Source organism: Pseudomonas sp. Irchel s3a12 (assembly GCF_900187485.1).
GTDB lineage: Bacteria > Pseudomonadota > Gammaproteobacteria > Pseudomonadales > Pseudomonadaceae > Aquipseudomonas > Aquipseudomonas neuropathica.
The window spans coordinates 140,817-163,348 of the sequence record NZ_FYDN01000014.1; the positions used below are offsets into that span (position 1 = coordinate 140,817).

22 protein-coding genes and 1 tRNA gene are annotated in these 22,532 nt (G+C 58.9%); 10 read left to right on the forward strand and 13 right to left on the reverse strand.

Annotated features, from left to right (window positions below; genetic code table 11):
• Positions 1–35 precede the first annotated feature (35 nt).
• From CKW14_RS22915 to CKW14_RS22960, 10 genes are all read left to right on the forward strand, one after another.
• Positions 36–1,046, forward strand: coding sequence for an ornithine carbamoyltransferase (locus CKW14_RS22915; protein ID WP_008086805.1), 1,011 nt, complete (start codon positions 36–38; stop codon positions 1,044–1,046).
• Between the two features lie 141 nt (positions 1,047–1,187).
• Entirely contained in the window at positions 1,188–2,117 is a 930-nt protein-coding gene (gene arcC / locus CKW14_RS22920) for a carbamate kinase (RefSeq protein WP_034153407.1), read from the forward strand.
• A gap of 62 nt (positions 2,118–2,179) precedes the next feature.
• Positions 2,180–2,542 (forward strand): DUF5064 family protein, encoded by a 363-nt coding sequence (locus CKW14_RS22925; RefSeq protein WP_095048204.1) that lies wholly within the window; start codon positions 2,180–2,182, stop codon positions 2,540–2,542.
• 403 nt (positions 2,543–2,945) lie between these two features.
• Positions 2,946–4,454: a sigma-54-dependent transcriptional regulator gene (locus tag CKW14_RS22930; protein WP_007908048.1), complete on the forward strand. Its 1,509-nt coding sequence runs from the start codon at positions 2,946–2,948 to the stop codon at positions 4,452–4,454.
• A 437-nt stretch (positions 4,455–4,891) separates the two neighbouring features.
• The gene (gene gcvH, locus CKW14_RS22935) at positions 4,892–5,275 is read left to right on the forward strand and encodes a glycine cleavage system protein GcvH (protein ID WP_095126188.1); all 384 of its coding nucleotides are present in this window, start codon (positions 4,892–4,894) and stop codon (positions 5,273–5,275) included.
• Between the two features lie 11 nt (positions 5,276–5,286).
• Positions 5,287–8,139 (forward strand): aminomethyl-transferring glycine dehydrogenase, encoded by a 2,853-nt coding sequence (gene gcvP, locus CKW14_RS22940; protein WP_095126189.1) that lies wholly within the window; start codon positions 5,287–5,289, stop codon positions 8,137–8,139.
• A gap of 201 nt (positions 8,140–8,340) precedes the next feature.
• Complete coding sequence (locus CKW14_RS22945) at positions 8,341–9,717, forward strand: L-serine ammonia-lyase (protein WP_095048207.1); 1,377 nt, start codon at positions 8,341–8,343, stop codon at positions 9,715–9,717.
• Between the two features lie 134 nt (positions 9,718–9,851).
• Complete coding sequence (gene gcvT, locus CKW14_RS22950; RefSeq protein WP_095048208.1) at positions 9,852–10,976, forward strand: glycine cleavage system aminomethyltransferase GcvT; 1,125 nt, start codon at positions 9,852–9,854, stop codon at positions 10,974–10,976.
• 403 nt (positions 10,977–11,379) lie between these two features.
• Entirely contained in the window at positions 11,380–11,592 is a 213-nt protein-coding gene (locus tag CKW14_RS22955) for a cold-shock protein (RefSeq protein ID WP_003227496.1), read from the forward strand.
• A gap of 96 nt (positions 11,593–11,688) precedes the next feature.
• Entirely contained in the window at positions 11,689–12,177 is a 489-nt protein-coding gene (locus CKW14_RS22960; RefSeq protein ID WP_095048209.1) for an RDD family protein, read from the forward strand.
• A 135-nt stretch (positions 12,178–12,312) separates the two neighbouring features.
• On the opposite strand, the gene nadA is transcribed toward CKW14_RS22960, so the two are convergent.
• The 13 genes from nadA to ruvA form a co-directional block, all read right to left on the reverse strand.
• Positions 12,313–13,371 carry a quinolinate synthase NadA gene (gene nadA / locus CKW14_RS22965; protein ID WP_016773509.1) on the reverse strand — a complete coding sequence of 353 codons (1,059 nt, stop codon included), beginning with the start codon at positions 13,369–13,371 and terminating at the stop codon, positions 12,313–12,315.
• Positions 13,372–13,642: 271 nt separating this feature from the next.
• Positions 13,643–13,718 (reverse strand) — tRNA-Lys (locus CKW14_RS22970).
• A gap of 62 nt (positions 13,719–13,780) precedes the next feature.
• Positions 13,781–14,473, reverse strand: a complete 693-nt coding sequence (gene queC, locus CKW14_RS22975; protein ID WP_095048210.1) for a 7-cyano-7-deazaguanine synthase QueC — start codon at positions 14,471–14,473, stop codon at positions 13,781–13,783.
• 1 nt (position 14,474) lies between these two features.
• Complete coding sequence (gene queE / locus CKW14_RS22980) at positions 14,475–15,122, reverse strand: 7-carboxy-7-deazaguanine synthase QueE (protein WP_095048211.1); 648 nt, start codon at positions 15,120–15,122, stop codon at positions 14,475–14,477.
• A 166-nt stretch (positions 15,123–15,288) separates the two neighbouring features.
• Entirely contained in the window at positions 15,289–16,122 is an 834-nt protein-coding gene (gene ybgF / locus CKW14_RS22985; protein WP_007912724.1) for a tol-pal system protein YbgF, read from the reverse strand.
• Between the two features lie 6 nt (positions 16,123–16,128).
• Entirely contained in the window at positions 16,129–16,626 is a 498-nt protein-coding gene (pal, locus tag CKW14_RS22990) for a peptidoglycan-associated lipoprotein Pal (protein ID WP_003178634.1), read from the reverse strand.
• 52 nt (positions 16,627–16,678) lie between these two features.
• Positions 16,679–17,959 (reverse strand): Tol-Pal system beta propeller repeat protein TolB, encoded by a 1,281-nt coding sequence (tolB, locus tag CKW14_RS22995; RefSeq protein ID WP_095126190.1) that lies wholly within the window; start codon positions 17,957–17,959, stop codon positions 16,679–16,681.
• A 17-nt stretch (positions 17,960–17,976) separates the two neighbouring features.
• Complete coding sequence (tolA, locus tag CKW14_RS23000; protein WP_095126191.1) at positions 17,977–19,053, reverse strand: cell envelope integrity protein TolA; 1,077 nt, start codon at positions 19,051–19,053, stop codon at positions 17,977–17,979.
• Positions 19,053–19,505: a protein TolR gene (gene tolR, locus CKW14_RS23005; RefSeq protein ID WP_161806672.1), complete on the reverse strand. Its 453-nt coding sequence runs from the start codon at positions 19,503–19,505 to the stop codon at positions 19,053–19,055. The genes tolA and tolR overlap by 1 nt, the downstream gene beginning before the upstream one ends.
• Positions 19,506–19,528: 23 nt before the next feature.
• Positions 19,529–20,224, reverse strand: coding sequence for a protein TolQ (gene tolQ, locus CKW14_RS23010; protein ID WP_008080223.1), 696 nt, complete (start codon positions 20,222–20,224; stop codon positions 19,529–19,531).
• Complete coding sequence (ybgC, locus tag CKW14_RS23015) at positions 20,214–20,681, reverse strand: tol-pal system-associated acyl-CoA thioesterase (RefSeq protein WP_095048214.1); 468 nt, start codon at positions 20,679–20,681, stop codon at positions 20,214–20,216. Before ybgC ends, tolQ begins: the two co-directional genes overlap by 11 nt.
• 127 nt (positions 20,682–20,808) lie before the next feature.
• On the reverse strand, positions 20,809–21,870 hold the full coding sequence (gene ruvB, locus CKW14_RS23020) for a Holliday junction branch migration DNA helicase RuvB (RefSeq protein WP_007912736.1): 1,062 nt from the start codon (positions 21,868–21,870) through the stop codon (positions 20,809–20,811).
• Positions 21,871–22,479: a Holliday junction branch migration protein RuvA gene (ruvA, locus tag CKW14_RS23025; protein ID WP_034153418.1), complete on the reverse strand. Its 609-nt coding sequence runs from the start codon at positions 22,477–22,479 to the stop codon at positions 21,871–21,873.
• Positions 22,480–22,532 lie beyond the last annotated feature (53 nt).

Sequence of the window (22,532 nt, forward strand, 5' to 3'; positions counted from 1 at the left end):
GCCAGGGGGATAACCGACACCGAAGGAGATCCATCATGGCTTTTAACATTCACAACCGTAACCTGCTCAGCCTGGAACACCACACCCCACGTGAGCTGCGTTACCTGCTCGACCTGTCCCGCGACCTTAAACGCGCGAAATACACCGGCACCGAGCAACAACACCTGAAGGGCAACAATATCGCCCTGATCTTCGAAAAAACCTCGACCCGCACCCGTTGCGCGTTCGAAGTGGCGGCCTATGACCAAGGCGCCAACGTCACCTATATCGACCCGAACTCGTCGCAGATCGGCCACAAAGAAAGCATGAAAGACACCGCCCGCGTGCTGGGGCGCATGTACGACGCCATCGAATACCGTGGCTTCAAACAGGAAATCGTCGAAGAGCTGGCCAAGTTCGCCGGTGTGCCTGTGTTCAACGGCCTGACCGATGAATATCACCCGACTCAGATGATCGCCGACGTGCTGACCATGCGTGAACACGCCGACAAGCCGATCCATGAAATCAGCTACGCCTACCTCGGCGATGCGCGCAACAACATGGGCAACTCGCTGCTGCTGGTCGGCGCCAAACTCGGCATGGACGTGCGTATCTGTGCGCCGAAAGCGCTGTGGCCACTGGATGATCTGGTCGAGCGTTGCCACAAATATGCGGAAGAAAGTGGCGCACGTATCACCCTGACTGAAGACCCGAAAGCCGCCGTCAAAGGCGTCGACTTCATCCACACCGACGTTTGGGTGTCGATGGGCGAGCCGGTGGAAGCCTGGGCCGAGCGTATCCAGCAACTGCTGCCGTACCAGGTCAACGCCGAACTGATGAAAGCCAGCGGCAACCCGCGCACTAAGTTCATGCACTGCCTGCCGGCGTTCCACAACAGCGATACCAAGGTCGGCAAACAGATTGCCGAGCAGTATCCGCACCTGAAAAACGGCATCGAAGTGACCGACGACGTGTTCGAGTCGCCAGCCTGCATCGCCTTCGAGCAAGCGGAAAACCGCATGCACACGATCAAGGCGATTCTGGTCTCGACCCTGGCTGATCTGTAACCACTGCTGATCCATGATCGTTCCCACGCTCCTGCGTGGGAATGCATCCCGTGACGCTCTGCGTCACAGCGGACGCGGAGCGTCCGTGGCGGCATTCCCACGCAGAGCGTGGGAACGATCAACACGAAAAGGACATGCATTATGCGTATCGTCGTAGCGCTGGGCGGTAACGCCCTGCTCCGCCGTGGTGAACCGATGACCGCTGACAATCAGCGCGCCAACATCCGCATCGCCACCGAGCAAATCGCCAAGATCCATCCCGGCAACCAACTGGTCATCGCCCACGGCAATGGCCCGCAAGTCGGCCTGTTGTCGCTGCAAGCGGCGGCCTACACCTCTGTCACCCCTTACCCGCTGGACGTGCTCGGTGCCGAAACCGAAGGCATGATCGGCTACATCATCGAACAGGAACTGGGCAACCTGCTCGACTTCGAAGTGCCGTTCGCCACCCTGCTGACCCAGGTTGAAGTCGACGCCAAGGATCCGGCCTTCCAGAACCCGACCAAGCCGATCGGCCCGGTCTACGACAAGGCTGAAGCAGAAAAACTCGCCGCCGAAAAAGGCTGGGCGATTGCCCCGGACGGCGACAAGTTCCGCCGCGTGGTCGCCAGCCCACGGCCAAAACGCATCTTCGAAATCCGCCCGATCAAGTGGCTGCTGGACAAGGGCAGCATCGTCATCTGCGCCGGTGGCGGCGGGATTCCGACCATGTACGACGAGAACCGTAACCTCAAGGGCATCGAGGCGGTGATCGACAAGGACCTGTGCTCGTCGCTGCTCGCCGAGCAACTGGAAGCCGACTTGCTGGTAATCGCCACGGACGTCAACGCGGCGTTCATCGATTACGGCAAGCCGACGCAGAAAGCCATTGCCGAAGCGCACCCGGATGAGCTGGAACGCCTCGGCTTCGCCGCCGGCTCGATGGGGCCGAAGGTGCAGGCAGCCTGCGAATTTGCACGCCATACTGGCAAGGTCGCGGTGATCGGTTCGCTGGCGGACATCGAAGCGATTGTCCAGGGCACTGCCGGTACTCGCGTGACCACTGCGAAGCCCGGCATCACTTACCGATAATTAGAAACTCCGGGGGCAGGCCCGAGGTCTGCCCTTCTCCCATGCCTTGAAAGGAGAAAAACATGGCCCAGTTTGAACCCGGTCATCTGCATATTGAGCGGCACGCGTTGACGCCGGATGACGTCAGTTACAACGTGCACCTCGACTATGAAGTGTTCAGCGATCCGCAAAAAGGCAAAGGCATCCAGTTCACGATGCATGGCAACCTTCAGGGCAAGGACATGAAAGAGACCTTCTTCCTGCCCAAAGAGGAGGCCTACAACTTTGCCAACAATGTGACGAAAATCGCCGAGAAGTACGGCATTCCCAAGACGCACAGCCAGATCGGCTCGGTTCACAAGCATTACGACATGATGTTTGAAGACATCCGCAAGCAACTTGATATGAAGTCCGGCGACCCGGTCAATCTTGAGCATTTCGAATAACCCGCAAAAGCCCCTCACCCTAGCCCTCTCCCAAAGGGAGAGGGGACTGATTGGGGGATGCTCTAGAGTTACACCGACCTGACCTTGCTTTACCGAATCCATAATCGACTGGTTCTTTCAGGTCGATGTCAAACCTCAGACACCTCGGTCAGCCCCCTCTCCCTCCGGGAGGGGGCTGGGGTGAGGGGACTGATTGGGAGATGCTTCGGAGTTACGCCGACCTGAACTCGCTTTACCGAATCCATAATCGACTGGTTCTTTCAGGTCGATGTCAAACCTCAGACACCTCGGTCGGCCCCCTCTCCCCCTGGGAGAGGGCTGGGCGGGCGGCGTTTCCGATGAGGGTGTTTTTGATTTAAGGCATACTTGCCACCCTCCGCACTGCAGATCACTGAACCGCCCCATGCGTATCCACGTCAGCTTCATCGACCGCGTCGGCATCACCCAGGAAGTCCTGGCTATCCTCGGTGGGCGCAATCTCAATCTGGATGCGGTGGAGATGATCCCGCCCAACGTCTACATCGATGCCCCGACCTTGAGCCCGCAAGTGCTCGAAGAGCTTAAAGATGCGCTGTTCCGCGTGCTCGGCGTCGAGGCTGTGACCGTGGTCGACATCCTCCCCGGCCAGCGTCGGCATTTGCAGCTCGATGCGTTGCTGGCGGCGATGACCGACCCGGTGCTCGCCCTCGACAGTGCCGGCAAGGTGCTGCTGGCCAACCCGGCGTTGATCGCGCTGTACGGTCGCGAACCGGCCGGCGAGAGTGTCGCGGAACTGTTCAATGATCCCGCGCTGCTCGACACCTTGCTCGAACATGGCTTCCGTCTGCCGCTGCGCGAGATCACCGTCAACGGCCAGACTTTGCTGCTCGACGCCACGCCGATCACTGACGCCGGCGCCCTGCTGACCTTGTATCAACCGAACCGTATCGGCGAACAACTCTCGGCACTGCACCATGACCACGCCGAAGGTTTCGATGCGCTGCTCGGCGAGTCCCCGGCGATTCGTACGCTCAAGGCCCGCGCGCAAAGAGTCGCCGCTCTTGATGCACCGCTGTTGATTCAAGGCGAAACCGGCACCGGTAAAGAACTGGTCGCCCGCGCCTGCCACGCCATCAGCGCGCGACACAGTGCACCGTTTCTGGCCCTCAACTGCGCGGCCCTACCGGAGAACCTCGCCGAAAGCGAACTGTTCGGCTACGCCCCCGGCGCCTTTACCGGCGCGGCGCGCGGCGGCAAACCGGGGCTGATGGAACTGGCCAACCAGGGCACGGTGTTTCTCGATGAGATCGGCGAGATGTCGCCGTACTTGCAGGCCAAGCTGCTGCGTTTCTTGAACGACGGCAGCTTCCGCCGCGTGGGCGGTGATCGCGAAGTGAAGGTCAACGTGCGCATCCTCAGCGCGACCCACCGCGATCTGGAAAAAATGGTCAGCGAAGGCTTGTTCCGCGAAGACCTGTTTTATCGCCTCAACGTGCTCAACGTAGAAGTGCCACCGCTGCGTGAACGCGGGCAAGACATTTTGCTATTGGCGCGGTATTTCATGCAGCAAGCCTGCGCGCAGATCCAGCGCCCGGTCTGCCGTCTCGCCCCAGGAACTTACCCGGCGCTGCTCGGCAATCGCTGGCCGGGCAATGTGCGGCAATTGCAGAACGTGATCTTCCGCGCGGCGGCGATTTGCGAGAGTAGCCTGGTGGATATTGGCGATCTCGACATTGCTGGCACCTCGGTGGCGCGGCAAACCGACAGCGATGTCGACAGCCTCGAGCAAGCGGTCGAAGCTTTTGAGCGTTCCCTGCTGGAAAAACTCTACGTCAGCTACCCCTCGACCCGCCAACTGGCCAGCCGCCTGCAAACTTCGCACACGGCCATTGCCCATCGCCTGCGCAAATACGGCATCCCCAACAAACCCTGAAAACACCACAAATTCACCTGCGGGAAATACCCCCCTGCTCGCGAAAGCGCTATATCAGCAGAATCATTAGTGACTGACACACCCTCTTCGCGAGCAGGCTCGCTCCCACAGGATTAGAGGGTGATTTCGAAATCGCGTCAAAAACGACCTCCACCTGTACTGAAAGCGCTACAGCGGAACGATATCGCTACACACACCTCCGATCACCGCTGTGCAAGGCTTTGATCCCGTTCAGCTTTTATCCTCGCTCCATGCTGTAGCGATTTCGCTACAGGCATCTCTGAACCTTCGACCCCCACAATATCTAATTCATTGATTTATAACGATAAATCAACATTGGCCACATTCTTGCTAATCAACCCTTCATAAATAAGGGCCTTCGCGCCCGACTATTCCACCGCGTCCACCAGACGAGTCTGGCCCCCTGAGGAGTTTCCATGAGCGAGTTGCGTTTTACTGAAGATCACGAATGGCTGCGCACCGAAGCTGACGGCAGCGTTACTGTCGGCATCACCGCTTTCGCGCAGAACGCCTTGGGCGACGTGGTGTTCGTGCAACTGCCTGAGCTGCAGGCTTACGAAAAGGGCGCCGAAGCCGCCACCGTGGAATCGGTGAAAGCCGCCAGCGGCGTGTACATGCCGCTCGACGGCGACGTACTGGCAGTCAACCCGGCGCTGGTAGACGCCCCGGAACTGGTCAACGAAGATCCGCTGGGCGAAGGCTGGTTCTTCCGCTTCCAGCCTAACGACGCCGCCGCTGTCGGCAAATTGCTCGATCAGGACGCGTACGACCGTCTGATCAAAGCCCAAGCCGAAGCCTGAGGAACACCGACATGACTCAAGTAAACCTTGGCACCGCCAACGAATTCATCGCCCGTCACATCGGCCCGCGCGCCGGTGACGAGCAAGCCATGCTCAACAGCCTCGGCTTCGACTCGCTTGAAGCCCTGAGCGCCAGCGTCATCCCGGAAAGCATCAAGGGCACCAGCGTGCTCGGCATGGACGACGGCCTCAGCGAAGCCGATGCCCTGGCGATGATCAAATCGATCGCCAGCAAGAATCAGTTGTTCAAGACCTACATCGGCCAGGGCTACTACAGCTGCCACACGCCGTCGCCGATCCTGCGCAACCTCTTGGAAAACCCGGCCTGGTACACCGCGTACACCCCGTATCAGCCAGAAATTTCCCAAGGTCGTCTCGAAGCGCTGCTGAACTTCCAGACCATGATCAGCGACCTCACCGGCCTGCCGATCGCCAACGCCTCGCTGCTCGACGAAGCCACCGCCGCTGCCGAAGCCATGACCTTCTGCAAACGCCTGAGCAAGAACAAGGGCAGCCACCAGTTCTTCGCCTCGATCCACAGCCACCCGCAGACCCTCGACGTGCTGCGCACTCGTGCCGAGCCGTTGGGCATTGAAGTTGTGGTCGGCGACGAACGTGAACTGACTGACGTAACGCCGTTCTTCGGCGCGCTGCTGCAATACCCGGCGAGCAACGGTGATGTGTTCGACTATCGCGAACTGACCGAACGCTTCCACGCCGCCAACGCTCTGGTCGCCGTGGCTGCCGACCTGCTGGCCCTGACCCTGCTGACCGCCCCGGGCGAGTTCGGTGCTGACGTTGCCATCGGTTCGGCACAACGCTTCGGCGTACCGCTGGGCTTTGGTGGCCCGCACGCCGCTTACTTCTCCACCAAAGATGCGTTCAAGCGTGATATGCCGGGCCGTCTGGTCGGTGTCTCGGTTGACCGTTTCGGCAAGCCGGCGCTGCGTCTGGCGATGCAGACCCGCGAGCAACACATCCGCCGCGAGAAGGCCACGTCGAACATCTGCACCGCACAAGTGCTGCTGGCCAACATCGCCAGCATGTACGCCGTCTACCACGGCCCGAAAGGCCTGACGCAGATTGCCAACCGCGTGCATCACCTGACCGCGATCCTGGCCAAGGGTCTGACCGCGCTGGGCGCTAACGTCGAACAAGCCAGTTTCTTCGACACCCTGACCGTCGCCACCGGCGCAAACACCGCCGCGCTGCACGACAAGGCACACGCTGCGCAGATCAACCTGCGCGTGATCGACGCTCAGCGTCTGGGCCTGTCGGTCGACGAAACCACCACCCAGGCTGACATCGAAACCCTTTGGGGCCTGTTCGCCGATGGCAAGACCCTGCCGGACTTCGCTGCTCTCGCCGCCTCCGTACAAAGCACCATTCCAGCCTCGCTGGTACGTCAGTCGCCGATCCTCAGCCACCCGGTGTTCAACCGTTATCACTCGGAAACCGAGCTGATGCGCTACCTGCGCAAACTGGCAGACAAGGATCTGGCACTGGATCGCACCATGATCCCGCTGGGTTCGTGCACCATGAAACTCAACGCTGCCAGCGAAATGATCCCGGTGACCTGGGCTGAATTCGGCGCCCTGCACCCGTTCGCCCCAGCCGCACAGAGCGCCGGTTACCAGCAACTGACCGATGAACTGGAAGCGATGCTCTGTGCCGCCACCGGTTACGACGCGATCTCGCTGCAACCGAACGCCGGTTCGCAAGGTGAATACGCAGGCCTCTTGGCGATCCGCGCCTATCACCAGAGCCGTGGCGATGAGCGTCGCGACATCTGCCTGATTCCGTCGTCCGCCCACGGCACCAACCCGGCCACCGCCAACATGGCTGGCATGCGCGTGGTTGTGACCGCGTGCGATGCGCGCGGCAACGTCGACATCGAAGACCTGCGCGCCAAAGCCATCGAGCACCGCGAACACCTCGCCGCGCTGATGATCACTTACCCGTCGACCCACGGCGTGTTCGAAGAAGGCATCCGCGAAATCTGCGGAATCATTCATGACAACGGCGGCCAGGTGTACATCGACGGCGCCAACATGAACGCAATGGTTGGCCTCTGCGCACCGGGCAAGTTCGGCGGCGACGTCTCGCACCTGAACCTGCACAAAACCTTCTGCATCCCGCACGGCGGTGGCGGCCCGGGTGTCGGCCCGATTGGCGTCAAGTCGCACCTGACGCCGTTCCTGCCGGGCCACGGCCAGATGGAACGCAAGGAAGGCGCGGTCTGCGCAGCACCGTTCGGCAGCGCGAGCATTTTGCCGATCACCTGGATGTACATTCGCATGATGGGCGGCGCAGGCCTGAAACGCGCTTCGCAGCTGGCGATCCTCAATGCCAACTACATTTCCCGTCGTCTCGAAGAGCACTACCCAGTGCTGTACACCGGCAGCAACGGTCTGGTGGCACACGAATGCATCCTCGATCTGCGTCCGTTGAAAGACAGCAGCGGCATCAGCGTTGATGACGTCGCCAAGCGCCTGATCGACTTCGGCTTCCACGCACCGACCATGTCGTTCCCGGTCGCGGGCACGCTGATGATCGAGCCGACCGAAAGCGAATCCAAGGAAGAGCTGGATCGCTTCTGCGACGCCATGATCCGCATCCGCGAAGAAATCCGCGCGGTGGAAAACGGCACGCTGGACAAGGACGACAACCCACTGAAAAACGCTCCGCACACCGCTGCGGAACTGGTTGGCGAGTGGACCCACCCGTACAGCCGCGAGCAAGCCGTGTACCCGGTCGCGTCGCTGATCGAAGGCAAATACTGGCCACCGGTCGGTCGTGTCGACAACGTCTTCGGCGATCGCAACCTGGTCTGCGCCTGCCCGTCGATCGAAAGCTACGCTTAAACCGATGCGGGATCAGTTATCGCTGATCCCGCACACACCGCTGATCCCCTGTAGGAGTGAGCCTGCTCGCGATAGCGCACTGACATTTACCAATGATGTCGACTGACAGACCGCTATCGCGAGCAGGCTCACTCCTACAAGGGAATGCGGTCAGCCGCAAAACTTTGCCAATTCCTATAACAAGAAACCGGAGAACCACTCATGTCGTTAAGCGTGTTCGACCTGTTCAAGATTGGCATCGGCCCCTCCAGTTCCCACACCGTCGGCCCGATGCGTGCTGCTGCGCGTTTCGCCGAAGGCCTGCAACGTGAAAACCTGCTGACCACCACCGCCAGCGTTCGCGTTGAGCTGTACGGTTCCCTCGGCGCCACCGGTAAAGGTCACGGCAGCGACAAAGCCGTGCTGCTCGGCCTCGAAGGCGAACATCCCGATACCGTTGATACCGAAACCGTCGCCGCGCGCCTGCAAGAAATTCGCGGCAACGGACGACTGAACCTGCTCGGCGAACACAGCATTGCGTTCAACGAGAAAGAACACCTGGCAATGATCCGCAAGCCGCTGGCCTATCACCCCAACGGCATGATCTTTCGCGCGTTCGATGCTGCCGGGATTCAGATCCGCAGCCGCGAGTACTACTCGGTCGGTGGTGGTTTTGTCGTTGATGAAGATGCCGCGGGTGCCGACCGCATCGTCGAAGACGCCACGCCGCTGACCTTCCCGTTCAAAAGTGCCAAGGACTTGCTCGGTCATTGCGCCACCTACGGTCTGTCGATCAGTCAGGTGATGCTGACCAACGAAAGCGCCTGGCGCCCGGAGGCGGAAACCCGCGCCGGCCTGTTGAAAATCTGGCAGGTGATGCAGGACTGCGTCGCTGCGGGCTGCCGTAACGAAGGTATTTTGCCCGGCGGCTTGAAGGTCAAACGCCGTGCGGCAGCGTTGCATCGGCAACTGTGCAAGAACCCGGAATCGGCGTTGCGCGATCCGTTGTCAGTGCTCGACTGGGTCAACCTCTACGCTTTGGCGGTCAACGAAGAAAACGCCAATGGCGGACGTGTGGTCACTGCCCCCACCAACGGCGCGGCGGGGATCATTCCAGCGGTGCTGCATTACTACATGCGTTTTATCCCAGGCGCGAATGACGACGGCGTCGTACGGTTTCTGCTGACCGCTGCGGCCATCGGCATTCTCTACAAGGAGAACGCATCGATCTCCGGCGCTGAAGTCGGCTGCCAAGGTGAAGTCGGCGTGGCCTGTTCGATGGCGGCCGGTGCGTTGTGCGAAGTGCTTGGCGGCAGCGTGCAGCAAGTCGAGAACGCTGCGGAAATCGGCATGGAGCACAACCTCGGCCTGACCTGCGACCCGATTGGCGGGTTAGTGCAAGTGCCGTGCATCGAGCGCAATGCCATGGGCTCGGTAAAAGCCATCAACGCGGTGCGCATGGCCATGCGTGGCGACGGCCAGCATTTCGTCTCCCTCGACAAAGTCATCCGCACCATGCGCCAGACCGGCGCCGACATGAAAAGCAAATACAAAGAGACCGCCCGCGGCGGTCTGGCGGTCAACATTATCGAATGCTGACCTCACCCCAGCCCTCTCCCTCTGGGAGAGAAAAGTAATTAGCCCCCTCTCCCTTCGGGAGAGGGCTGGGGTGAGGGGCTTTTGATCTTGATCTTGCCTCTTACCCCCAAACTCTAATTTTCAAGGAGCCACGCATGTCCACCGAACAACTGTCGAAAACCCCGCTGCACGCTCTGCACATCGAACTCGGCGCTCGCATGGTGCCGTTCGCCGGCTACGACATGCCGGTGCAATACCCACTCGGCGTGATGAAAGAACACCAGCACACCCGTGAGCAGGCCGGGCTGTTCGATGTCTCGCACATGGGCCAGATTCGCCTGACCGGCGCCAACGCCGCCAAAGCCCTGGAAAGCCTGGTGCCGGTAGACATCATCGACCTGCCGGTGGGCATGCAGCGTTACGCGATGTTCACCAACGACAACGGCGGCATTCTCGACGACCTGATGGTGGCAAACCTCGGTAATGACGAATTGTTCCTGGTGGTCAACGCCGCGTGCAAGGATCAGGACCTTGCCCACCTGCAAAAACACATCGGCGATCAGTGCACCATTACGGCGCTGTTCGAAGAGCGCGCTCTGCTGGCATTGCAAGGTCCGGCGGCGGTCACCGTGCTGGCGCGGCTGGCACCATCCGTTGAAAAAATGACTTTTATGCAGTTCGCCCGTGTCAATCTGCTCGGCGTCGACTGCTTTGTCAGCCGTTCGGGTTACACCGGTGAAGACGGTTTCGAAATCTCCGTACCAGCTGCAGATGCCGAAAAACTTGCCCGCGCCCTGCTCGCCGAACCGGAAGTCCAGGCCATTGGCCTCGGCGCTCGCGACTCGCTGCGTCTGGAAGCCGGTCTGTGCCTCTACGGCCACGACATGAACACCGAGACCACGCCGATCGAAGCCAGCCTGTTATGGGCGATCTCCAAGCCACGTCGCGCTGATGGCGCGCGGGCCGGCGGTTTCCCGGGCGCGGAGAATATTTTCGCCCAGCAACAGAATGGCGTGGCACGCAAACGCGTCGGCTTGCTGCCGCAGGAGCGCACTCCCGTGCGTGAAGGCGCAGAAATCGTCAACGAAGCCGGCGAAATCATCGGCAGCGTGTGCAGCGGTGGTTTCGGTCCGACCTTGGGCGGGCCGTTGGCGATGGGTTACCTCGACAGCGCATATGTCACCCTCGACACACCGGTTTGGGCCATCGTTCGTGGGAAAAAGGTGCAAATGCTTGTAAGCAAAATGCCATTTGTTCCACAACGCTACTATCGCGGCTGATTGACTGTTTCTATAAGTAACGCGATTGCGTTATGCGTGCACTAATGTGTAACGCAATCGCCACAAAAAAGTGCATTTTCTATCAACTGATTCGAATATGAACTTTGCTTATAACGATCGAAAACAATTGAACAGGCTAATCGTCTAAGACCGCACTAGCGAGAGGATTAACTTGCTCAAGCTCAGTAAAACCGGGGGCTTCGCAGGGCTTGTTTTTTCTCCCGTAGTTGGCGTAGAGTTTCTCCACTGTGTTTGCATGGGTCAGCTTGGAATCGTGACCTGGGCAGTAGCCTACAAGTTAGCTACATCCCGTTCGACGTCTTCTTACTCTCCTGCAACCAGCCCCAGTACTCTTTCATGAGAAAGAGACTGTCATTAATTTTTGCGTCAAAGGAAATAAGAAATGTCCACACGTCAGAGCGGTACCGTCAAGTGGTTTAACGACGAGAAAGGTTTTGGTTTTATCACTCCAGAAAGCGGTCCGGATCTGTTCGTACATTTCCGCGCCATTCAGGGCAACGGTTTCAAGAGCCTGAAAGAAGGCCAGAAAGTGACCTTCGTTGCTGTGCAGGGCCAGAAAGGCATGCAGGCTGACGAAGTACAAGCAGAAGCCTGATTTCTGTTACGAAAAAGCCCCTGATATTGATATCAGGGGCTTTTTTGTGCGCGCGAATCCGTAAAATGGCGCTTCATTTTGCGTCCAGAGGCTGCCATGTCGAAAAACCTGCTCACCCCACAGGGCGATTTTCCCGCCGTTGGTCTAGGCCGGCGTCTGGCGGCGATGTTCTATGACTTTCTGCTATGCACCGCCCTGCTGATCGTCACGGGTGGCATCTACAAGATGATTCAGGCAGCGATCATTGGTGAAGAGCGCCTGCGAGTGATGACCGATGCCGGCAAGCTCGACGGTGATCCGCTCTACTCGACCGTGCTGGTGTTGGTTCTGTTCGCATTTTTTGCCAAGTTCTGGACCCACGGCGGTCAGACGCTGGGCATGCAGGTGTGGGGCATTCGCGTGCAGAACGCCAATGGCACGGCGATCAGCCTGTGGCAGGCGTTGTTGCGGTTTATGGTGTCGATTGCGTCGTGGCTGTGCGTGGGGTTGGGATTCCTCTGGTCGCTGTACGACAAGCAGAAGCGCACGTGGCATGACATCTATTCCGATACCCGCCTCGTCCGGATCCCGAAGAAGACCAAATAATTTTCAGACGCCGAAAACCACTGTAGGAGTGAGCCTGCTCGCGATAGCGGTGTGTCAGTCAACATTTTCGTTGTTTGACACACCGCTATCGCGAGCAGGCTCACTCCTACAGGTTTATTTATTGCCTGAAAGACCTCAGGCGTTACCGGCCAGCTTCATCCGCGCCGCTTGAGTAAAGTCGAGCATGCGCTTCAATGGCCGGATCGCCTGCGGAATCAACGCCGGATCAACAAAGATCTCGTTGGTCCCTTCCTTCAAGCTCTTGAGCGTGCGCTCAAGGGTGTTCATGGCCATCCACGGGCAATGTGCGCAACTGCGGCACGCCGCGCCGTTACCAGCGGTTGGCGCCTCGATGAAGACCTTGTCCGGGCACAGCTGCTGCATCTTGTAGAAGATGCCACGGTCGGTCGCAACGATCAGGGTCTTGTTCGGCAGCGATTGCGCGGCAGCGATCAACTGGCTGGTGGAACCCACGGCGTCCGCCAGTTCGATCACCGACGTTGGCGACTCCGGGTGCACCAGAATCGCAGCGTCCGGGTACAACGCTTTCATGTCTTCAAGCTGCTTGGACTTGAACTCTTCGTGAACGATGCAGGCACCGTCCCACAGCAGCATGTCCGCGCCGGTCTTGCGCTGGATGTAAGTGCCCAGATGCTTGTCCGGCCCCCAGATGATGGTCTCGCCGTTGTCCATCAGGCTTTCGACGATCTCCAGCGCGCAACTCGAAGTCACCACCCAATCAGCCCGAGCCTTAACGGCTGCGGAGGTGTTGGCATAGACCACCACCGTGCGCTCCGGGTGCTGATCGCAGAACGCCGAGAACTCGTCGACCGGGCAACCCAGGTCCAGCGAGCACGTCGCTTCCAGGGTCGGCATCAGCACGCGTTTTTCCGGGTTGAGAATCTTCGCGGTCTCGCCCATGAACTTCACGCCGGCGACCACCACGGTTTTGGCCGGGTGAGCATTGCCGAAGCGGGCCATTTCCAGGGAATCGGAGACGCAACCGCCGGTTTCTTCGGCCAGAGCCTGAATCACCGGATCGCAATAAAAGTGGGCCACCAGCACCGCGTCCTGAGCCTTGAGCTCGGCGGCGATGGCAGAACGGTAATAAGCCTCCTCCTCGGCCGTCAGCGGTTTGGGCTGTTTGGCATCGAGGTGAGCTTGAACCAGAAGGCGTTCGGAAATCTGCGTCATGTTCGCAAGACCTGCAGGCGCGTTCGCGCGAAAGTCGAGTATACACCCGGCTCCGGACCGCTTGAGGGTACCGCCGGGAGAGTGAGTATTATCAGGCACGGACAGCATTGAAGCTGCGCAAGGCTACAGAATATCCCGTTGATACAAAAGATGATTCTGACCTGCGTCAGCGCTGCGGGTATTGAAATAACGCGGAGCGAAATTACAGGCAAAAAAAAACCCGGAAATCCTCACTTTCGTGGGCCTTCCGGATTTTCTAAACCGCCAAATATGGTGGGTCGTGTGGGATTCGAACCTACGACCAATTGGTTAAAAGCCAACTGCTCTACCAACTGAGCTAACGACCCGCTGTGTGGTGGCGCGTATAATACTGATTTTTAAGGACTATTCAACACCTTTTTGAAAATAATCAAAAATAAGGTGTTGGATCGTCCACACCAGCGGCCGCGAAGCCTTCTGCGCGCAGGCGGCAGCTGTCGCATTTACCGCACGCGCGGCCGTCATCGTCGGCCTGATAGCAGGAAACGGTGAGGCCATAATCAACGCCGAGCTTCACGCCCGCCTGGACGATCTGCGCCTTGCTCAGGTTCTGCAGGGGCGCCTGAATGCGGAAACCGTTGCCTTCCACACCGGCCTTGGTCGCCAGGTTGGCCATGCGCTCGAACGACTCGATAAACTCGGGACGGCAATCCGGGTAACCGGAATAGTCCACGGCGTTGACACCAATAAAGATGTCACGCGCACCCAGCACTTCTGCCCAGCCCAACGCCAGCGAAAGGAACACCGTGTTACGCGCCGGCACGTACGTCACCGGAATGCCTTCGCCCAGCTCCTCCGGAATATCGATGCTGCTGTCGGTCAGTGCCGAGCCGCCCATACCATTCAGGTTGAGGCCAATCACCTTGTGTTCGATCACACCCAAGTCGCGGGCGACGCGGGCAGCGGCGTGCAGTTCGGCGTGCGAGCGCTGGCCGTAGTCGAAGCTCATGGTGTAGCAGCGGTAGCCTTCGGCTCGTGCCATGGCCACGACGGTCGCCGAGTCCAGGCCACCGGACAGCAGGATGACCGCGCGTTTTTCGAGGGTGTTCAGTTGTTCGGTCATATCAGCGCCCCGGCTCGTCGTTCCAAAGATATTTATGCAACTGCAATTGCAAGCGTACCGGCAGGTTGTCCGCCACCACCCAGTCCGCCAGATCGCGAGCATTGAGGTCATGGTGACTTGGGGAGAACAGCACTTCGCCGGCACGCCGATCAAGACCGTACTGAATCAGTTTGGAGACGGCCCAGTCATAGTCGTCGCGCGAGCAGATGACAAACTTCACCTGATCGTTGGGGCTCAGCAGTTCGATGTTCTCGTAACGGTTGCGATGGGCTTCTTTCGAGTCCGGCGTTTTCAGATCGACAACCCGACTGACGCGCGGATCGACGGCCGAAATGTCGAGTGCGCCACTGGTTTCCAGCGAAACCTCGTAACCGGCGTCACACAACTGCTTGAGCAAAGGAATGGCGTTCGGCTGCGCCAGCGGCTCACCGCCGGTGACACAGACGTAGCGCGGACGAAATCCGGCCACTTGCTCGAGGATGTCGTCGAGGGTGCGGATGGTGCCGCCACTGAACGCATAGGCGCTGTCGCAGTATTGGCAACGCAGAGGGCAACCGGTCAGGCGCACAAAAACCGTGGGCAGCCCGGCAGTCCGCGTTTCCCCCTGCAACGAGTAGAAAACTTCGGTGATTCTCAATGTGTCTTGCATAGTCGCCACGGGCGTAACAGCTAAACAGGCTGTCCGCCTCCGTCAGGCACTTCAGGCAATCCCGCCAACGCGTAGACCGCAAGAAGCGTGTTTCAGAAAAAGGGCGTGAATTCTAACGAAAAAACCCGCGACAAGCGCGGGTTTCTTCTAAACGGGTAAAACGACCTTACATGCGTTGCAGATCGCGTTGAGCCAACTGAGCGGCGGAGGTACCCGGATATTGGGCCACCACCTGCTGCAGAATGCCTTTGACCTTGTCGGTATGACCAAGGCGGCGCTCTACGTCAGCCAGCTTGTACAGCGAGTCTGGCACTTTGGCGTGCTTTGGATACAGCTGCGAAACCTTGGCGAAAGCCTGACCTGCGCCTTGCAGATCACCTTTGGCCAGATTCACTTCACCCAACCAGTACTGGGCGTTGCCCGCGTATTGGCTGTTCGGGTATTTGCGCAGGAAAGCGGCAAAAGCCTGGCTGGCCTTGTCGAAATCCTTGGCTTTGATCAGGTCGAAAGCGGCATCGTAATACAGCTTTTCCTTGGCCGGATCACCCGGTTCGCTGCTTGCAGCAGGTGCCTGGGCAGCAGCCCCGGCGCCAGCGGCAGCACCGGCAGCAGCACTTGCATCGCCACCGGCAGAAGAATTCTCAGGAGTCGCGGCAGGTGCAACGCCGGATCCTATGCGCCGATCAAGATCCTGGTATCGCTCCAGGGATTCCTGCTTCATGCGCGCAACCTGATTCTGCAGTTCTTCGATCACGCCTTGCTGGCGAGAAATCTGATCCTGCATCTGTTGCAATTGGTTGAACAGCATGCCTTGTGCCGAGGCAGGGGCCGAAGCCGCTCCCCCGGCATAGGCGCCGTTCGTACCGTAACCTGCAGGCGGATAACTGCTCCCGCTATTGTTATAACCGGAGTTGTCATCGACCACAGGAACCGCAGCCCACGCCGCAAGCGGCGCAAGGCTGAGAGCCAGAACAGTTACAGCACGACGGCACGTTCGCATATCGAATTACTTACGCAGTTCGACGCGACGGTTTTGAGCCCAGGACTGCTCGTCGTTGCCGGTAGCAACTGGACGCTCTTCGCCGTAGGAAACCAGTTCCAGCTGAGCTGGGGAAACACCTTGCAGTACCAGGTAGCGCTGAACGGCTTTCGCACGACGCTCGCCCAGTGCCATGTTGTACTCACGAGTACCACGTTCGTCGGTGTTGCCTTCCAGAACAACGCGAGCGCCGTTTGCTTTCAGGTCTTTGGCGTGAACGTCCAGAGCGCGCATGGCTTCTGGCTTCAGGTCCGAGCTGTCGTATTCGAAGTAGAAGGTGGTGATTGCGCGCAGAGCAGCTTCTTCGCTCAGGGAACCGTCAACGGCACCAGTGTTTGCGCCGTAACCAGCGTTTGGATCAACAGCGCCTTCACCGGCGTTGTCGCCGCCTTTGGACGAGCAACCTACAGCTACAGCCATGGCCAGAGCCAGCGCAGCAAATTTACCAAACTTCAGCATTTCCATCGTGAAACTCCTAATGAACCCCAGTGTGTTAAGTAAAACGTGTAGCGCCCGCTCACTTCAGGTAAGGGGACCAGGACGGTTCTCTGACTTCGCCTTGAGCGGTAGGAAGCGGGAGCCTAACGCGTCCATTAATGGACACGAGCATCAAGACTCCCCGGCCCTGTTGGCGGGTGGCGTAGATTACCATGGTGCCGTTGGGCGCAACAGTAGGTGACTCGTCCAGAGTGCTATCAGTGAGGATCTTTACACTCCCTCGCTGCAGATCCTGAGCTGCCACCTTGAAATTGGTGAAGCCATCCTGACGATGGATCATCACCAAAGTCTTTTCATCCGCCGACAGTTTCGGGTTGGCGTTGTAGTTACCGACAAACGTCACACGCTCGGCACCACCGCCACTGGCGCTGGTTTTGTAGATCTGAGGCTTGCCGCCGCGGTCCGAGGTGAAGTAGATGGTCGAACCATCCTTGCCCCAGTACGGTTCGGTGTTGATGCCAGGACCTGCGGTCACACGGGTAATCTGACGCGAAGCCAGATTCATCACGTAGATATCCGGGTTACCGTCCTTCGACAGCACGAACGCCAGGCGATCACCGTTCGGCGACCAGGCTGGCGCGCCGTTCAGACCTTCGAAGTTGGTGATCTGCTCACGGCGACCGGTGTCGATGTTCTGCATGAAGATGCGTGGGCGCTTCTGCTCGAACGACACATAGGCGATGCGCTTGCCATCCGGTGCAAAACGCGGCGACAGGATTGGCTCACGCGATTGCAGCAAGGTCACGGCGCGAGCACCGTCGTAGTCCGAACGCTGCAGGGTGTAACGGGTGTTCTTCTCGGAGAAGCGCTCAGCCGTCACGTACAGCAGACGCGTCGAGAACGCACCTTCAATACCGGTCAGTTTCTGGAACGACTGGTCGGAGATGAAGTGCGCCATGTCACGCAGTTGCTCGGTGGTGCCGGAAACACTGCCGTCAGCCACTTTCTGTTCGGTGGCCACGTTGAACAGTGCCCACTGCACCTGCAGGCGACCGCCGGCTGGCGCAATGCTGCCGACCATCATGTATTGAGCACCCACCGCCTTCCAGTCACGGAAGATGATTTCGCTCGGCTGACTTGGCTGGCTGATCATGTTTTGCTTTGGAATCGGCGAGTAGTAGCCCGAGTTACGCAAATCGTTACCAATGATTTCTGCCATGTCGTCCGGCAGCACGGCACCGCCCTGCATGCCGAACGGTACGACGGCGATCGGGGTAGCCCGATCGCTGCCGCTGCTGATCAGGATGTTTTTTTCGTCTGCTACCGCGATCCCTGCCAGGCAGCAGATAACGACAAGCATTGATCGAAGAATATTTCTCACAAGCCTAAATCCTCAGGATTGAATGTCATCTTGAATGAACGATAAGGAGCAAAATCACTTGGGCTCAAGCCCTGCATCTCCGTCAATCGCCCTATATTCTTTACGGCGGCAACCGCTGAAGCGTCAAAAGGCGCATCGCCGCTGGACTTCGTGACCGTGGCACCCGTTACTGTACCGTCCGGCAACATACTGATCCGAAGCTCTACCTTCATGCCTTTACGCGCTGAAGGCGGAAGATTCCAGCCTTCCGAAACACGCAGCCTGATCAAGTCATCGAAATCACCCGCCACACTGTCGCCGAGTTCATCTGCCTTGGTCGCTGCACGATCCGTCTTGTCCGAAAGCAACTCAGCCAGCGCCTGGGCTTTTTTGTCCTCGGCTGATTTACGAGCTGCATCCTGGGCCTTTTTCTTGGCGGCATCGGCGGCGGCTTTCTTCTTGGCGTCTTCAGCGACTTTCTTCTTCGCCTCTTCCGCTTCAGATTTCTTCTTGGCGTCCTCGGCCGCTTTTTTCTTGGCGTCCTCTACAATCTTTTTCTTGGCTTCTTCAGCAGCGGCTTTCTTGGCCTCTTCTTCAACAGCCTTTTTCGCTTCGTCTTCGGCTTTCTTCTTGGCTATATCAGCCAATTGTTTCTCTTCAGCCTTTTTGGCCTCGGCTTTCTTCGCATCGTCGGCTTTTTTGGCTTCGTCAGCCTTTTTTGCCTCGTCCGCTTTCTTCGCCTCGTCGGCCTTCTTCGCTTCCTCGGCCTTTTGAGCCGCATCTTCTTTCTTTTGTTCCGCAGCTTTCACCGCTTCCTGCTCGACCTTTTTCTGTTCCAACTGCTCGACTTCAGTCTGGCGCGCGGCGGTTTTCTTCGCCTCACCCGCAATCTTCTGATTGGTCTGGGTGGTTGCCGGACTTTTCGATTTCAGTTGATACAGGGTCGCCTGGACAATCGGTTTGGCCGGCGGCAGCTCTGGGGTAAAGGCAAAACTGACGAACAGCATGCCGAACACCAGCACGTGCAGGACAATTGCCAGAACACTAGGCCAGAAGTAGCTTTCCGAGGCGGACGGCTCTCGCTGTTGCTGCATCAGGGGGCCTCGGTAATCAAACCAACATTACCGACCCCGGCTTTCTGCAGCCCGCCCATGGCGCCCATGACGGAACCATAGTCGACGGTCTTGTCACCGCGGATGAAGACCTGGGTACGCTTGCCGCCTTCAGTGCCGGCACGAATGATCTTGGTCACCGCGTCGGTCATTTGCGGCAGAGTCATGGCCCTGTCCTGTTGCTTCTCGGTATCGACTTCGCTGCCAAGGTTCCAGTAGTAGGTCTTGTCAGCCTTGATCGAAATGGTCAGGACCTGAGTGTTGTTGTCCTGCGGCAAGGCTTCGCTGGAAACCTTGGGCAGATCAACTTTCACGCCCTGATTGAGCATCGGCGCGGTCACCATGAAGATGACCAGCAGTACCAACATCACGTCGATGTAAGGCACCACGTTCATCTCGGCAACCGGCTTGCGCTTTTTGCGAGCTCGAGCGATTAAAGCCATTGGAAATTACCTGCTTATTCTTCGCTGGTGTGCACTTTGCGGTGCAGGATCGCCTGGAATTCATCGGCGAAGGTGTAGTAGCGGCCCAACAAGGTTTCGCTGCGAGCGGCGAAACGGTTGTAAGCGATTACGGCAGGGATCGCGGCGAACAGACCGATCGCAGTAGCGATCAGAGCTTCGGCGATACCCGGGGCCACAGTGGCCAGGGTTGCTTGCTGGGCGCTGGCCAGACCGCGGAAGGAGTTCATGATGCCCCACACGGTACCGAACAGACCGATGTACGGGCTGACCGAACCGACGGTGGCGAGGAACGGCAGGCTCTGCTCCAGTTTCTCTTCTTCGCGGGAGATGGCGACGCGCATGGCACGGGCCACGCCTTCCATCACTGCTTCAGGATCGACACCTGGCTGCTGACGCAGACGGGAGAATTCCTTGAAACCGGCGCGGAAGATCTGCTCCACACCCGAATCAGGGTCAGGGTTGCTGCCCGCCTGACGGTACAGCTTGGACAGGTCGATACCCGACCAGAAGCGCTCTTCGAAGCTCTCCAGGGCGCGTCGACCGGCGCGCAGCAGATTGCTGCGCTGAAAGATCATGATCCATGAGGTCACCGATGCGGCCACCAGGGTCAACATTACCAACTGCACCACGATGCTGGCATTGCTGACCAGGCTCCACATGGAGGAATGGTCGACGACGTTAGCTTCCACGCTTTATCTCCTGCTTTGAGTGTGTACCCGGGCCGACCGCGTCGGCAAAGGCCGCACGCAAGTCTTCGGGAAGGGCCCGGGGTTTCAAACTGTTAGTGCGCACACAGGCCACCAAAAACTGCCCCTCACAGAGCAGCACATTATCCGTTGCCCGCCTGACCTGCTGTTTGAAGCGCAGGCTGACCCGGTTCAATTCGATTACATCAGCGCTTACCAGCAGTTCGTCGTCCAGTCGCGCCGGCGCGTGATAGCGCGCTTCGCTGGAGTGCACGACAAACAACAGGTCCTCCCCTGCCAGCTGCGATTGGGCAAAGCCCAGCTCGCGAAGCCGCTCGGTTCGAGCCCGTTCCATAAACTTGAGGTAATTAACGTAATACACGATGCCGCCCGCATCGGTGTCCTCGTAATAAACGCGACAACGATGTGCGAACGACTCAAGCCCGTTTTGCGCGCGCATACTCTAGTGCTTACTCCTCAGGTTGCCAATCCGGCCAGGCAACTGTTTTTCATGGTTTCAGGGCTTTACCGCAAAAGTACCGTCCTATGACCGTACAAACCCTGAATAAATCGACAAAAAATGTGTATCAATCGTCCACGGCATCGAGAAACTCGTCTGCCACGGGCATTTCACCCATTCGTGACGGGATGTTTAAACCAAAGTGCAGGTACGCATGGCGCGTCACCACCCTGCCCCGTGGAGTGCGCATGATGTAACCCTGCTGGATCAGATACGGCTCCAGCACATCTTCAATTGTGTGGCGTTCCTCGCTGATTGCAGCGGCGAGGCTGTCGATACCGACGGGGCCGCCATCGAACTTCTCGATCATGGTCAATAGCAGGCGGCGATCCTGATGATCGAAACCGTGTTCGTCGACATCCAGCAGGTTCAGCGCCAGGTCCGCCACCGCTTTGGTGATATGGCCCTTGGCACGCACTTCGGCGAAGTCGCGCACACGGCGCAGCAGACGGTTAGCGATCCGCGGGGTGCCCCGGGCGCGGCGCGCGATTTCGAACGAGCCTTCCGGATCCAGCGGCAGACCGAGGATGGCTGCGGAACGGCTGACAATCGTCGCCAGATCAGCCGTGCTGTAGAACTCCAGACGCTGGACGATACCGAAGCGGTCACGCAACGGGTTAGTCAGCATGCCGGCGCGAGTCGTCGCGCCGACCAGCGTGAATGGCGGCAGATCGAGCTTGATCGAACGCGCTGCCGGCCCTTCGCCAATCATGATGTCGAGTTGAAAGTCCTCCATCGCTGGATACAGCACTTCTTCAACGATCGGCGACAGGCGATGGATTTCGTCGATGAACAACACATCGTGCGGCTCAAGATTGGTCAGCAACGCCGCCAGATCACCCGGACGTTCAAGCACCGGCCCGGAAGTGCTCTTGATCGATACGCCCATTTCCTGAGCGATGATGTTGGCCAGCGTGGTCTTGCCCAGACCCGGCGGGCCGAAGATCAGCGTATGGTCGAGGGATTCGCTTCGGCCACGGGCGGCCTGGATGAACAGCTCCATCTGCTCGCGCACGGTCGGCTGGCCGATGTAGTCGGCCAGGCTGACCGGGCGAATGGCCCGGTCCTGGACTTCTTCGCGCTCGCGCGGGCTGTGCGCGGCGGTGATCAGACGATCAGCTTCAATCACTTAAATCATTCCCTTCAGGGCGCGGCGGATCAGGTCTTCACTGCTCAAATTCTTGTCCTTGATGGCGGTAATCGCCTTGCTCGCTTCCTGCGGCTTGTAGCCCAGGGAAATCAGCGCACTGACCGCATCGTTCTCGGCGGTGTTAACCGGCGCCGGGCCATCCGGCTGGTTCGGCACGAGCGCGAACATGGCTGGCGTAGTTTCCCAGGCCTTGAAGCGATCCTTGAGTTCGACCAGCAGGCGTTCGGCGGTTTTCTTGCCGACACCCGGCACCTTGGTCAACGCCGAGGTGTCCTGAGACTGCACGCAGCGGATCAACTCGTCGACTTCCAGACTCGACATCAAGGCCAGGGCCAATTTTGGCCCGACACCATTGAGACGGATCAACTCGCGAAAAAAGTCTCGCTCACGCTTGCCGGCAAAACCATAGAGTAATTGCGCGTCTTCGCGTACGACCAAATGCGTGTGCAAGGTCAGCGGTTCACCGACCGACGGCAGGCGATAAAGCGTGGTCATGGGCACTTCCAGCTCATACCCGAGGCCGTTTACATCCAGAATCAGGTGCGGCGGCTGTTTTTCAGCCAGGGTGCCGCGCAAGCGTCCAATCACGTTTCAGATCCTTGAGCGTTGGCCAGCCGTGGGCTGGCGACTGTCGAAAGGCG